Source organism: Amycolatopsis sp. cmx-8-4, assembly GCF_046548675.1.
Classification (GTDB): Bacteria; Actinomycetota; Actinomycetes; order Mycobacteriales; family Pseudonocardiaceae; genus Amycolatopsis.
In genome coordinates this window covers 16018-28804 of sequence record NZ_JAEBDZ010000030.1, presented here as the reverse complement: position 1 = coordinate 28804, position 12787 = coordinate 16018, and the positions used below count along the sequence as shown (strand labels likewise).

Genomic DNA, 12787 nt, shown 5'->3' with positions numbered 1-12787 from the left:
CTCCGGGGACCGGTCTTCGAACTCGACCGCAAGATGGTGTCGTTCCGCAGAACGTTCCATGGGAACGAGGGGAGAGTACCCGCGGCGGAGCCTTTTCGGTATCGCCGCCGGAATCCATTCCACCTTTCGGAGCATTCACTCCTGGTCGTTTTGGAACGTCCCGGTAACGCGCCATTTATGTCCCGCGCGTCGATCACCATCAACACAGGTCAGAGCCGTGACGGCCGCAGACGATCCGGTGTCGCGACCATTTATGTCCGAGCGCCGCCGACCGGCTAACACAACTGTCCCGGCGACGGCTGGAAAATACCTCGCGGCAATGCGACCAAGTGCGCGCGTTGTTCGCGAAACACGAATATCCGGAGCCCGGCGGCATTACCCGGCGAGCCGAGCGAGCCGGCACCTTGATCCCACCCGCTAGGGCTTGGTACCACCGACCAGCTCGGCGAGGTAGCCCGCGACCGCCGAGACGTCGCCCGCGTCGGAGATCAGGGCGATGTAGCCGTCGGGGCGGATCAGCACGAGGGTGTGGGCGCCCGCGCCGTAGGCGTCGGCGAGGTGGCCTTCGGGGTCGGCGACGTCGCCGGGGCCGGCCGGTTCTTCGACGACGTGGAGGGTCGTGAGGTCGAGCGCGTCGATCGCCGGCGGGGCCCCGAAACCCAGCAGCGTGAAGCGGTGGCCGCGGGTCAGCTCGAACAGCCGGCGTTCGCCTTCCGGCGTCCTCAGCCCGGTCGCGTCGGGGCCGCGGTCGCCGGCGCGCAGCCGCGCGGTCTCGTCGCGGTCGTCGCGGGCCAGGACGGAGTCGCGGTAGCCGACGCCGAGCTGCTTCGTGCTCGCGTCGCTGCGGACGACGAGGCCCTTCTGCTCGATCGCGTCCTTGAGACGCGCGTTCGACAGCGCGAGCACACCCGCCGCGACCGGCCGGCGCTCGGCCTCGTAGGTGTCGAGCAGCGCCGGTGACGCGCCGTTCGCGACCGCCGCGAGCTTCCAGCCGAGGTTGTACGAGTCCTGGATGCCGGTGTTCATCCCCTGGCCGCCGGCGGGCGAGTGGATGTGCGCCGCGTCGCCGGCGAGGAACACCCGCCCCGCGCGGTAGCGGTCGACGAGGCGGATGTTGGCGCGCCACAACGACGTCCACGCCGGCTCGTGGAGGCGGATGTCCGTGCGGCCGCTGCGCCGGTCGAGGATCGCCTGCATGTTCGCGAGGCCCGGCTCGGGATCCTGCCCCGGCGCGATGCTGGCCTGGTACTGGAAGACGCCGGTCGAGGGCAGCGGGCAGAGGTTGACCATGCCGTCGTCGTGGCGCCACATGTGCCAGGCGTCGCGATCGAGGCCGTCGACCTCGACGTCGGCGACGATCATCCGCACCGCGTCCCGGGTTTCGCCCTCGAACGCGATACCGGCCTGCTTGCGGACGACGCTGTGGCCGCCGTCGCAGCCGACCAGCCAGTGCGCGGTGACCGTCTCGGTCACGCCGTCCCGGACGACGACCGCCGACACGCCGTCGTCCGACTGCTCGAAACTCTCGAGCGCGGTGCCGAACTCGACCGCGCCGCCGAGCTCCGCGAGCCGCAGCCGCAGGGTTTCCTCGATCCGCCACTCGGGCGTGATCAGGCTCGCGGGGTAAGGGATGTCGGGCCGCGCCGCGACCGGCTCGGTGCCGCTCGGCGTCACCCGGCCGTCGGCGGCGGTCGTCTGGATCGGCATCGCCATCCGGCCGTGCGCGAGCACCCGCTCGACGACGCCCAGATCGTCGAACACCTCCAGGCTGCGCGGCTGGACGCCCTTGCCGCGCGAGCCGGGCTGCGGCCCGGGGGCGGCCTCGACCAGGCGGAAGGAGACGCCGCCGCGAGCGAGCACGCAGGCCAGTGTCAACCCGGTCGGGCCCGCGCCGGCGATCAGCACCGTGGTCATCTCGTCCTCCGTCTCAAGAAAGGAATCTCTTTCTAACATCAGAGTAGAGCGACTTGCCAAGAAAGGAAAGCCTTTCTATCGTGGGACGGGTGGTCACCGAGTCAGCCGAACCCGCCCGCCGGCGCCGTCACGGCAAGCAGCTCGAGTCCGCGCTGCTCACCGCCGGGTGGGACGAGCTGGTCGAGGTCGGTTACGGCCGCCTGACGATGGAGTCGATCGCCGTCCGCGCCCGCACCAGCGAGGCCGTGCTCTACCGCCGCTGGGCCAACAAGGACCGGCTCGTGCTCGCCGCGATCGAGCACCACCGGAGCGCCCACCCGGTCGCACTCCCCGACACCGGCACCCTGCGCGGCGACCTGATCGCCCAGCTGACGGCCGCGAGCGAAGCACTGGCCGCGTTCTTCGCCATCGCCGTGGCCACCGCCTTCTCGGGGCTGCTCGCCGACACCGGCCTGACCCCGGCGCAGGTCCGCGACCAGGTCATGGGCGACCAGCCGCTCCCCCACGGCCGGGCCCTCTACCAGCGCGCCCACCACCGCGGCGAGATCGACCTGGCGCGCATCCCCGCCGCGGTGCTCGACATGCCGTTCGACCTGGTCCGCCACGACCTGGTGATGGGCCTCGAACCCCCGAAGCCCGAGCGCATCGAGGCGATCGTCGACGAGCTGTTCCTGCCGCTGGTGCGCGCCACCGCACCGGCCGCCCCGGACGTCTAGAGCGCCTCGCGCAAGGCGAGCCACACCCGGCCTCGGGTCGGCGAGAGCTTCGTGAACCGGAGTTGCCCGGCTTCACGGCGCTGGTCGCGGGCCTGGACGGCGCGCGCGAGTGCCGCGTTGCGCTGCGGGAACACAAAAGGCTCCGCGGCGCACACCTGGTGCGTCGCGGAGCCTTTCGCGCGTACTGCTACTTCTTCGGGCTGTTCTCCGGGCTCGGCGCGGGCTTCGGCGGGGTCACCGCCGGCTTCGGCGGGACGACCGCGGGCTTCACACCGCTGCTCGTCGGCGCCGCCGGGGGCTTCGCCACCGGGGTCTTCGCGCCGTTCTGCGGGGCCGGCGGCGGCGTCGCCGGGGTCACCGGCGGCTTCGGCGCGCTGCCGTTGGCCTGCGCGGCCTCCTTCTCCGCTGCCGCGTCGGCCTCGTGGAGCCGCGGTTCCGCCAGCGGGTTGCCCCGCTTCGCGCGCAGCACCGCCGCCGCCCCCGCGGCGAGGACCGCGATGCCCAGTAGCCACGGCCAGCGGGCCTTCTTCGACCGCTCGCCCTTGGCCGCGCTCTTGGCCTCGGCCAGCGCCGCCGTCAGGTCTCTCTTCGCCGTCGCCACCGTCTTGCGGCGCTTGCGGCTGGAATCACCCGTCGAGCCGACTACGGCCGCGACCGCCTCGGCGGCCTTGCGGCCCGGGTCGCGCAGCTTCACCGCGCGGGCCAGCACCTCGTCGCGTGCCGCGACGGAGTTCACCCGCAGCTCACGGCGGGACGCCTTCGTGCCCTTGTCGAAGTCCTTCGTCGCCTTGCGGCCGACCTGGGCCAGCTCGTCGGCCCCCTCGGCCAGCTTCCGGTCGGTGATCTCCACCGCCCGCGCGGCCGCATCCGCGCCCACTCGCGCGGCCTCGACGGCGAGCTCTCGCACGCCAGCCGCCGCCGTCTTCACTCGTTGCCCGACCGCAGCGTCGCCCATGGCTTCACCTCTCCACTCGTTTCGGCGGACGTCGCCCACCACACCCCCTGGCTACCCACCCGAGGGCCGTCTCGAACATGCCGCCTGACACACGAATGTGAAGAATGAAATACGTGTGTGTAAATCCATTGCCTAGCATCGAACGCGAATTCGATCAATACCGACGTTCGTAGGATATTCCCGCTCACCGGTGACCGGACAGGGAATGGACAACCGGAAGCTCGTTCTTGACCAGCCGGCACTTCTTCCCCGTAATGTGGACCCCGGATGATCGCGGACGCGGGATCCCTTTCACACGAACGAAGGAGGACGTCGGTGAAGCTGATTCGTCTCGTCAAGAAAGCGCTCCCCGCAAAGAGCCTGAAGGCCTACGCCTGGTACGGCTGGATCTGATCCTCACCACCGGATCGGGCCGGTTCCGGACATCCCGGAACCGGCCCTCCGCTTTCCTCGAAGGAGCATGGAAGAGTGGTCATCGCCGCCGGCAACCGGACAAAACGCACCGTCTTCGCGCCCCGGATCGACCGGCTGCTGCGGGAGCACCGGGGCGGCGAGCTCTTCCGGCTCGAACCGGACACCATCGGCGTCGCGGACCCCGATCTGATGAACGCCCTGCTCCTGGCCCGCCCGGCGAACGCCGAGGAACGGCCCACGTTCAAGCCCGTCCTCGGCCGGCGCGTCACCCGGACGGAGTCCGCGAGCCTGATGCAGGCCGTCGGCGCGGACGTCCGGGCCGCCCTGAAGAAGCCCGCCGGCCGGCCCGACCTCACCGGGAAGTGGCCGGCCGTGCCGCACGCTCACCTGCGTGACCTGGTCTTCGGCCCCGAAACCCGCCGGTTCCGGACGCTCGTCGACCGGCGGCTGGAGCTGACCCCGAAGCTGACCTGGTCGGCCGTCACCACCGGGTCCGCGGTGTTCCCGCCGTCCCCCGAGGGCCGGGAGTTGTCCACCCTCGCGCGCCAGGTCCTCGCGGCGGACGACTTCGCCGAGCGGCGCTTCCGGATGTACCTCTACCGGCGCGTCGCCGCCCCGATCTGCTTCACCGTCGCCGCCCTGGTCACCAACGCGGTCTGGCTCGGCGCGCCGTTCGCCGACGACGTCCCGAACGAGCACGTGCTCGACGAAGCCCTCCGGCTGCTGCCGCCGTCGTGGAACATCCTGCGCGTCCGTTCGCCGGAGTACACCGAGGTCGACGCGCGCATCACCCCTGGTGACGACGTCCTGCTGCTGCCGATCGTCAGCCACCGCTCCCCCGCGCTCTGGGACGACCCCGACGAGTTCCGTCCCGAGCGCTGGGCGGACCTGGACGCCGACACCCAGCCGGGCTACCTGCCGTTCGGCCACGTGAGTGAACGCTGCTGGGGCCGTCACATGGTGCTGCCGCTGGCCGGCCGCCTGCTGGACGTCGTCCGCGCGCAAGGGCTGGTGCCGGACCCGCGGCAGCTCAAGGGCCACGTCGACCTCGACGGCCTGCTGGAGGTGGCCGACCTGCGCGTCGTGCGCCGCTGACGATGCCGCGTTGGCCCTTCCGGGCAGCGTGTTGGCCACTCCGGTCGCCGTGTTGGCCACTCCGGTCGCCGTGTTGGCCACTCCCGGCACCATAGTGGTCGTTCGCGAGCGCCCGAACTGCCCACGAACGGCCAACACAGCGCCCGGAACGGCCAACACGACGACCGGAAGGGCCAACACGGGCAACTCTTGACACCCGCCGCCGCTCGCGCGCATCCTGAGTCTTATCAGGTTCCCTGATATCAGGAGGCGTGGCGATGAGCGCGGACTTCGGCCTGGGCAGCTGGCCCGCGCGGCGGGCCCGGATCGACCCGGGCCGCGTCGCGCTGACGCAGGCCGGGCGCACCCTCACCTACGCGCAGCTCGCCGACCGCGTCGACCGGCTGGCCGGCGACCTGACCCGGCGCGGCCTGCGACCCGGCGACCGGGTCGCCTACCTCGGCGTCAACGACATCGCCGTGTTCGAGACGCTCTTCGCCACCGCCCGCTGCGGCGCGATCTTCGTGCCGCTCAACTACCGGCTCTCCCCCGCCGAGATCCGCTACATGCTCGGCGACAGCGGCGCCTCGATCCTCGTGCACAGCCCGGACGCCGACGCCCTCGTCGCGGCGGCCGGACCCCACGAAATCCAGCTCGTGAAAGCCGGCGAAGTCGGAACAGGAACGCCACCCGAGCCCGAGGTCGGCCTCGACGACCCGTGCCTGCTGCTCTACACCTCCGGCACCACCGGCCGGCCGAAGGCGGCGGTCCTCACCCACGGCAACCTGACCTGGAACACCGTCAACCAGCTCGCCCACCTGGACGTCCTCGGCACCGACAAGGCCCTCTGCATCGCGCCGCTGTTCCACTGCGTGGGGCTGGGCCAGATCACGCTGCCGACGCTGTTCAAGGGCGGCAGCGTCGAGCCGGTCGCCAGGTTCGACGCCGGGACGATCCTCGCCCGCATCGCCGAAGCCGGGATCACGAGCTTCTCCGCCGTCCCCACGATGCTGGAGATGATGTGCCGCCACGAAACGTGGGCAGGCACCGACCTCAGCTCGCTGACCTGCGTGCTCTACGGCGGCTCGCCGGTGGCCGAACGCGTCGCGCGGGCGTGGCTCGACCGCGGCGTCCGGCTGCTGCAGGGCTACGGCATGACCGAGGCCTCCCCCGGCGTCTTCATGGCCACCCACGACGGCACGCTCGACCACCCCGTCGCCGCAGGCGTGCCGCACTTCTTCACCGACGTCGCCGCCGACGGCGTCAAACCGCTGGGCGCCGAGCCCGCCGAGCTGCTCGTCCGCGGCCCGCACGTCTTCGACGGCTACTGGAACCGGCCCGAGGAGACGGCCGCGAGCTTCGCCGGCGAGCACTGGTTCCGCACCGGCGACGTCGTCCGCGTCGAGGACGACGGCTGGGCCCACATCGTCGACCGGGTCAAGGACCTCATCATCTCCGGCGGCGAGAACGTCTACCCCGCCGAGATCGAGGCGATCGCCGTCCAGCTCGACACCGTCGACGCCTGTGCCGTGGTCGGGGTCGGCGACGAGCGCTGGGGCGAGGTCGGCGCCGCCTACGTCGTCGCCCGCGACGGCGCGGAGCCGGACGAAGCCGCGTTCCGCGCGCACCTAGAACAGCACCTGGCCCGGTACAAGGTGCCGAAGTACGTCCGGTTCGTCGAAGCGTTGCCACGCAACGCCACCGGCAAGATCCGCCGCGTCGAGCTGCGCAAGCAAGCCGCCCAAACCTACGGAGCCGCATGACCAGCACGCTGCACCTCGAACTGCACGACGACGTCGCGGTGCTGCGGCTGTCGCGGCCGAAAAAGCGCAACGCGCTCGACGACGCCACCGTCCTGGCCCTTGAAACCTTCTTCGGCAACCCGCCGGCCGAGGTGAAAGCCGTCGTGCTCGACGCCGAAGGCGACCACTTCTCCGCCGGGCTCGACCTGTCGGAGCTGACCGAGCGGGACGCGTTCGAGGGCCTGCAGCACTCGATGATGTGGCACCGCGCGTTCGAACGCATCGAGCGCGGCCGCGTCCCGGTCGTCGCGGTGCTCAAGGGCGCGGTCATCGGCGGCGGCCTCGAACTCGCGGCGGCCACGCACATCCGCGTCGCCGAGTCGACGGCGTTCTACGCGCTGCCGGAGGGCCAGCGCGGCCTGTTCGTCGGCGGCGGCGGTTCGGTGCGGGTGCCGCGGCTGATCGGCGCCCACCGGATGACCGACCTGATGCTCACCGGCCGCGTCCTCGACGCCGATGAGGGCCACGCGGCCGGTCTGTCGCACTACCGCGTCGAGCCGGGCGAAGGCCTGGAGCACGCGCTCGGCCTGGCCCGCAAGATCGCCACGACGTCGCCGATCACGACGTTCGCGGTGCTGCAGGCGCTGCCGCGCATCGCCGAGGCCAACCCGGCGGAGGGGTACCTGCTGGAGGCGCTGATGGCGGCCGTCGCCAGCGGCAGCACCGAAGCCCAGGACCGGATGCGGGCATTCCTCGACAAGCGCGCCGCGAAGGTCGCCCGGTGACGCCGCTGCGCCCGGTCGCCGCCGACGTCCGCGGCACCACGGAGATCGGCCGCTACCTCGGCTGGCTGGCCACCCACCGCGGCCTCGGCTTCGAGGACTACGCGAGCCTGCACCGCTGGTCGGTGACCGATCTCGACGGCTTCTGGTCCTCGATCCGCGACTACTTCGGGGTTCGCTTCCACACCGGCGAAACGGCGGTCGTCCCCGATCCGCGGATGCCGGGCACCGAGTGGTTTCCGGGCGCGACGCTCAACTACGCCGAGCACGCACTCAGCCACCGGCCCGACGACGAGGTCGCCGTCATCGCGTATTCGCAGACACGGCCGCGTGTGGAGCTGACCTGGGCGCAGCTGCGTGACCAGGTGGCCCGGGCCCGCGCCGGCCTCAAGCGGCTGGGCGTCGGACGCGGCGACCGCGTCGTCGCTTACCTGCCGAACATCCCGGAAGCCGTCGTCGCGTACCTGGCCGTCGCCAGTCTCGGCGCGGTGTGGGCGTCTTGCGCGCCGGAGTTCGGGGCCCGCGCGGTGCTCGACCGGTTCGGGCAGGTCGAGCCGAAGGTGCTGCTGACCGTCTCGGGGTACCGGTACGGCACCAAGGACGTCGATCGCGGCAGTGAAACTGCGGAGATCGCGGCCGGGCTGCCGACCCTCGAGCACGTCGTCCGGGTCGCGTACGGCGACGACGCCACCGGCTGGACCGAGTTGCTGGACCACCCGGGTGAGCCGGGCTTCGAGCCGGTCGGGTTCGCGCACCCGCTGTGCGTGCTGTTCTCCTCCGGCACCACCGGGAAACCGAAGCCGATCGTGCACGGCCACGGCGGGCTGCTGCTGGAGCACCTCAAGAACCACGGCCTCAGCTGGGACCTGCGCCCCGGCGACCGGCTGCTGTGGTTCTCCACCACCGCCTGGATGATGTGGAACGCGCTCGTGTCGGGGCTGCTGACCGGCGCGTCGATCGTGCTGGTCGACGGCAACCCGCTGCACCCGGACCTGGCCTGGCAGTGGCGTCTCGCCGCCGAGACCCGCGCGACGCTGCTGGGCGCGAGCCCGGGTTTCCTGATGGCGTGCCGGAAAGCGGACCTCGACCCGGCGGCGGACCTGGACCTCTCGGCGTTGCGCCAGATCGGCGCGGCGGGCAGCCCGCTGCCCGCCGAGGGCTACCGGTGGGTCGCCGACCGGTTCCCCGACGTCCTGCTCAACGTCGGCAGTGGCGGCACCGACGTCTGCAGCGGGATCGTCCAGGGCAGTCCGCTGCAACCGGTGTGGGCCGGGGAGATCTCCGGTCCCTGTCTCGGTGTCGACGCGCGGGCGTTCGACGAGCGCGGCGAGCCGGTGGTCGGTGAGCTGGGCGAACTCGTGATCACCGCGCCGATGCCGTCGATGCCGGTCGGGTTCTGGGGCGATCTCCCGGTCACGGACCCGGATTCCCGGTACCGCGCAACGTACTTCGCCGACTATCCCGGCGTCTGGCGGCACGGCGACTGGGTGCGTTTCTCGCCCGGCGGCGGCTGCGTCATCGCCGGGCGCTCGGACGCCACCCTCAACCGCGGCGGCGTCCGGCTCGGCACCGCCGAGTTCTACACGGTCGTCGAGGAGCTGCCGGAGATCGACGACTCGCTCGTCGTGCACCTCGAAGACCCGGCGGGCGGCAACGGCGACCTCCGCCTCTACGTCGTCCTGCGCGACGGTGCGCTGGACGACGACCTGCGCCGCCGCATCAAGACCGCGTTGAAGAGCGCGCTGTCGCCGCGGCACGTGCCCGACGAGATCACCGCCGTCCCGGTGATCCCGCGCAACCGCACCGGGAAGAAACTGGAGCTGCCCGTGAAGAAACTCCTGCTCGGCGCCCGCCCCGAAGACGTCGTCGGCCGGGACGTCCTGGCCGATCCCACCGCTCTCGACCACTTCCGGGCGCGCGCATGAGCACCGTCGCGGTGGTCGGTACCGGCGTGATCGGCGCGAGCTGGGCGGGCCTCTTCCTCGCCCACGGCCACGACGTCGTCGCCACCGATCCGGCGCCGGGCGCCGAAGAACGGCTGCGCAGTGCGCTCGAGGGCGCGTCGACGGATCGGCTGCGGTTCGTCGCCGACGCCGGCGAAGCGGCCGCCGAAGCGGACTTCGTGCAGGAGAACGGTCCGGAGCGCGAGGACGTCAAGCACGCGCTGTTCGGCGTCCTCGACGAGGCCGCCCGGCCGGACGTGATCCTGGCGAGCAGCTCGTCCGGGCTGCTGCCCAGCGTCATCGCCCGCGGCTGCCCGCGCCACCCCGAGCGGGTCGTCGTCGGGCACCCGTTCAACCCGCCGCACCTGATCCCGCTCGTCGAGGTCGTCCCCGGCCGCGACACCGCGCCCGAGGTCGTCGACCGGGCCGTGGAGTTCTACGCCTCGGTCGGCAAACGCCCGATCCGGCTGACGCGCGAGCTGCCCGGGCACGTCGCGAACCGGCTCCAGGCCGCGTTGTGGCAGGAGGCGTATTCGCTGGTCGAACGCGGGGTCGCGACGGTCGCCGACATCGACACGGCGATCGCGTACGGGCCCGGGCTGCGCTGGGCGGTGCTCGGCCCGTTCGTCAACCAGCACCTCTCCGGTGGTCCCGGCGGCCTGGCGCACGTCCTGCGTCACCTCGGCCCGCCCACCGAAGAATGGTGGCGCGACCTCGGCCAGGTGCACCTGACGCCGGAGCTCGCCGAGACGCTCGTCGCCGGGGTCGACGCCGAGCTGGCCGAAACCGACCAAGCCCGCCTCGTCGCCGCGCGCGACGCCGTCCTCGACCAGCTGCTGGCCGCCAAAGCCGCGCAGCCCGACCTGCCCTGATCTGGAGAACCTCGTGGACCTTTCCGCACTGACCGCCCTCGACGTCCACACCCACGTCGAGCAGGACGGCCACGGCTGCTTCGCGCTGGACCAGGAGCTGCTCGACGCGTCCGCGAAGTACTTCCGCGCCGACCAGGACCGGACGCCGACCGTGACCGCGATCGCCGAGCACTACCGCGCCCGCAAGATGGCCGCGGTCGTGTTCACCGTCGAGGCGCCCGCCGCCACCGGGCACCCCGCGCTGTCCAGCGAGGAGATCGCCGACGCGGCCGCCGCGCACCCGGACGTGCTCATCCCGTTCGGCTCGGTCGACCCGCACTCGGGCAAGGCGGCCGTGCACCGCGCGCGCCGGCTCGTCACCGAGCACGGCGTCCGCGGCTTCAAGTTCCACCCCAGCCTGCAGGGCTTCGAGCCGAACGACCCGCGGTTCTACCCGCTCTACGAGGCGATCGGCGAGCTCGGCGTCCCGGCGCTGTTCCACACCGGCCAGACCGGGATCGGCGCGGGCCTGCCCGGCGGGCACGGCATCAAGCTGCGTTACTCGAACCCGATGCTGCTCGACGACGTCGCCGCCGACTTCCCGCACCTGACGATCATCCTGGCGCACCCGTCGGTGCCGTGGCAGGACGAGGCGATCTCGGTGGCGACGCACAAGGCGAACGTGTACATCGACCTGTCCGGCTGGTCGCCGAAGTACTTCCCGCCGCAGCTGGTCCGCGCGGCGAACACGCTGCTGAAGCGCAAGGTCCTGTTCGGCTCGGACTTCCCGGTCATCACGCCGGACCGCTGGCTGGCGGACTTCGCCGAGCTGGACATCAAGGACGAGGTGCGGCCGATGATCCTGAAGGACAACGCGATCCGGCTGCTCGGCCTATCCTGAGCCGGTGGCAGCGATAGCACTCCGGCCGGTCGAGGACGCCGATCTCGACGCGTTGTTCGAGCAGCAGCGGGACCCCGAGGCGGTCCGGATGGCCGCGTTCACCCACAAGGACCCCGACGACCGCGAAGCGTTCGACGCGCACATGGCGAAGGTGCGGTTCTCCGACGGGATCACCCACCGCGCGGTGACCCGCGACGGCGTCCTCGTCGGCAGCATCGCCGCGTTCGTCATGGAGGGCGACACCGAGATCACCTACTGGATCGACCGGGCGGTCTGGGGACAGGGCATCGCCGGTCAGGCGCTCGCCCTGCTGCTCGACGCGGTCACGGTCCGGCCCCTGCACGCGCGGGCCGCCAGTGACAACGCCGGGTCGTTGCGGGTCCTGCGGAGGGCGGGCTTCACCGTCGTCGGGACCGACACCGGGTACGCGAACGCTCGCGGCGCGGAGATCGAGGAAACGATCCTGCGGCTCGACTAGCGCCGCGGGTCGACGTGGACCTTCGGGCCGGGACCGGCGTGGTGCTCCCCCGCGAGGACAGCGCCGACGTCGTCGAGCCCGACGGTCGCCGCGACCAGCGGCCGCGGGTCGACGGCGCCGCTCGCGTACGCGGCGATCGTGTCGGCCAGGCCCGGTGACGCGGACAGGATGCCGACGGCCGTGACGTCCTTCAGGACCAGCTCGCGGGTGTCGATCCGGCTGGGCTGCCCGGCCAGTCCGATGTAGACGATCCGGCCGGCCGGTTCGACCAGGTCGAGGGCCAGCGCGGGCAGCTCGACGGCGTTGGACGCGTCGACGACCGCGTCGAAGGGCCGGTCCGGGAGCGTGTCGCGGGTCCAGGCGTGGGTGAAGCCGAGGGTGCGGGCGAAGGCGAGGGTGGGCTCGTCGCGCCCGAGCAGGTGCACTTCGGCGCCGGCCGCGCGCAGGAAGAGGGCCACGAGCAGCCCGATCGTCCCGGGGCCCAGCACCAGCGCGCGATCGCCGGGCCCGACGCCGGCGGCCTGCGCCGCGCGCCAAGCGTTGCCACCCGGCTCGACCAGGGCGCCGAGGACAGCGTCGACGGCGTCAGGCAGCGCGTGCAGCGACCACGCGGGGACGGCGATCCGTTCGGCCAGCGCGCCGGGCCGCCCGCCGCGGATGCCGACCTCCTCGCGGCGCGCGCAGGTGTGCTGGTGCCCCTTGCGGCAGCGGCGGCACGTCCGGTCGCCGAGCATGGTGTCGCCCATGACGCGGCGCCCGAGCCACGCCGGGTCGACGCCGTCGCCGACGGCCGAGACGGTGCCGGCCCACTCGTGACCCAGCCGCATCGGGTACGCCGAGTGGCCCTGGTGCAGGTAGGCCATCTCGCCGGTGAAGAACTCGACGTCGGTGCCGCAGACGCCGGCGCGTTCGACGTCGACGACCACCTCGCCGGGGACGGCTTCGGGCACCGGGACGTCCCGCACCGAGAACTCCCGCGGGCCGGTGAGCACGAAGGCCCGCATGGTGGTGATCACC

At 72.2% G+C, this 12787-nt stretch carries 13 protein-coding genes; 9 read left to right on the top strand and 4 right to left on the bottom strand.

All coding sequences use genetic code 11. From position 1 onward, the window contains the following. Window positions 1-417 precede the first annotated feature (417 nt). Window positions 418-1914, bottom strand: coding sequence for an FAD-dependent oxidoreductase (locus ACLJQZ_RS40120; protein WP_410625966.1), 1497 nt, complete (start codon window positions 1912-1914; stop codon window positions 418-420). Window positions 1915-2003: 89 nt separating this feature from the next. Between ACLJQZ_RS40120 and ACLJQZ_RS40115 the strand changes: the two genes are divergently transcribed. Further along, window positions 2004-2630, top strand: a complete 627-nt coding sequence (locus ACLJQZ_RS40115; RefSeq protein ID WP_410625964.1) for a TetR/AcrR family transcriptional regulator — start codon at window positions 2004-2006, stop codon at window positions 2628-2630. Here ACLJQZ_RS40115 and ACLJQZ_RS40110 read toward each other — a convergent pair. Both ACLJQZ_RS40110 and ACLJQZ_RS40105 read right to left on the bottom strand, forming a co-directional pair. Then, window positions 2627-2764, bottom strand: a complete 138-nt coding sequence (locus ACLJQZ_RS40110) for a hypothetical protein (protein WP_410625962.1) — start codon at window positions 2762-2764, stop codon at window positions 2627-2629. The genes ACLJQZ_RS40115 and ACLJQZ_RS40110 overlap by 4 nt on opposite strands. A 53-nt stretch (window positions 2765-2817) precedes the next feature. Continuing rightward, a complete protein-coding gene (locus ACLJQZ_RS40105) occupies window positions 2818-3585 on the bottom strand; it encodes a hypothetical protein (RefSeq protein WP_410625961.1) in 768 nt (255 codons plus the stop codon). A 267-nt stretch (window positions 3586-3852) separates the two neighbouring features. Here ACLJQZ_RS40105 and ACLJQZ_RS40100 point away from each other — a divergent pair, with 267 nt between their 5' ends. From ACLJQZ_RS40100 to ACLJQZ_RS40065, 8 genes are all read left to right on the top strand, one after another. Then, on the top strand, window positions 3853-3978 hold the full coding sequence (locus tag ACLJQZ_RS40100) for a tryptorubin family RiPP precursor (RefSeq protein WP_410625959.1): 126 nt from the start codon (window positions 3853-3855) through the stop codon (window positions 3976-3978). A 75-nt stretch (window positions 3979-4053) separates the two neighbouring features. Then, entirely contained in the window at window positions 4054-5094 is a 1041-nt protein-coding gene (locus tag ACLJQZ_RS40095) for a cytochrome P450 (protein ID WP_410625958.1), read from the top strand. Window positions 5095-5351: 257 nt separating this feature from the next. Continuing rightward, the gene (locus ACLJQZ_RS40090; protein WP_410625956.1) at window positions 5352-6836 is read left to right on the top strand and encodes an acyl-CoA synthetase; all 1485 of its coding nucleotides are present in this window, start codon (window positions 5352-5354) and stop codon (window positions 6834-6836) included. Continuing rightward, window positions 6833-7600 (top strand): crotonase/enoyl-CoA hydratase family protein, encoded by a 768-nt coding sequence (locus ACLJQZ_RS40085; protein ID WP_410625954.1) that lies wholly within the window; start codon window positions 6833-6835, stop codon window positions 7598-7600. Before ACLJQZ_RS40090 ends, ACLJQZ_RS40085 begins: the two co-directional genes overlap by 4 nt. Then, complete coding sequence (locus ACLJQZ_RS40080; protein WP_410625952.1) at window positions 7597-9522, top strand: acetoacetate--CoA ligase; 1926 nt, start codon at window positions 7597-7599, stop codon at window positions 9520-9522. Before ACLJQZ_RS40085 ends, ACLJQZ_RS40080 begins: the two co-directional genes overlap by 4 nt. After that, entirely contained in the window at window positions 9519-10412 is an 894-nt protein-coding gene (locus ACLJQZ_RS40075; protein ID WP_410625951.1) for a 3-hydroxyacyl-CoA dehydrogenase NAD-binding domain-containing protein, read from the top strand. The genes ACLJQZ_RS40080 and ACLJQZ_RS40075 overlap by 4 nt, the downstream gene beginning before the upstream one ends. Window positions 10413-10425: 13 nt before the next feature. After that, the gene (gene couO, locus ACLJQZ_RS40070) at window positions 10426-11292 is read left to right on the top strand and encodes a 4-hydroxyphenyl-beta-ketoacyl-CoA hydrolase (protein ID WP_410625949.1); all 867 of its coding nucleotides are present in this window, start codon (window positions 10426-10428) and stop codon (window positions 11290-11292) included. A gap of 4 nt (window positions 11293-11296) precedes the next feature. Continuing rightward, window positions 11297-11770, top strand: coding sequence for a GNAT family N-acetyltransferase (locus ACLJQZ_RS40065; RefSeq protein ID WP_410625947.1), 474 nt, complete (start codon window positions 11297-11299; stop codon window positions 11768-11770). On the opposite strand, the gene ACLJQZ_RS40060 is transcribed toward ACLJQZ_RS40065, so the two are convergent. After that, a complete protein-coding gene (locus ACLJQZ_RS40060; RefSeq protein WP_410626104.1) occupies window positions 11767-12774 on the bottom strand; it encodes a zinc-dependent alcohol dehydrogenase in 1008 nt (335 codons plus the stop codon). The two genes, ACLJQZ_RS40065 and ACLJQZ_RS40060, sit on opposite strands and share 4 nt — an antisense overlap. Window positions 12775-12787: the final 13 nt, after the last annotated feature.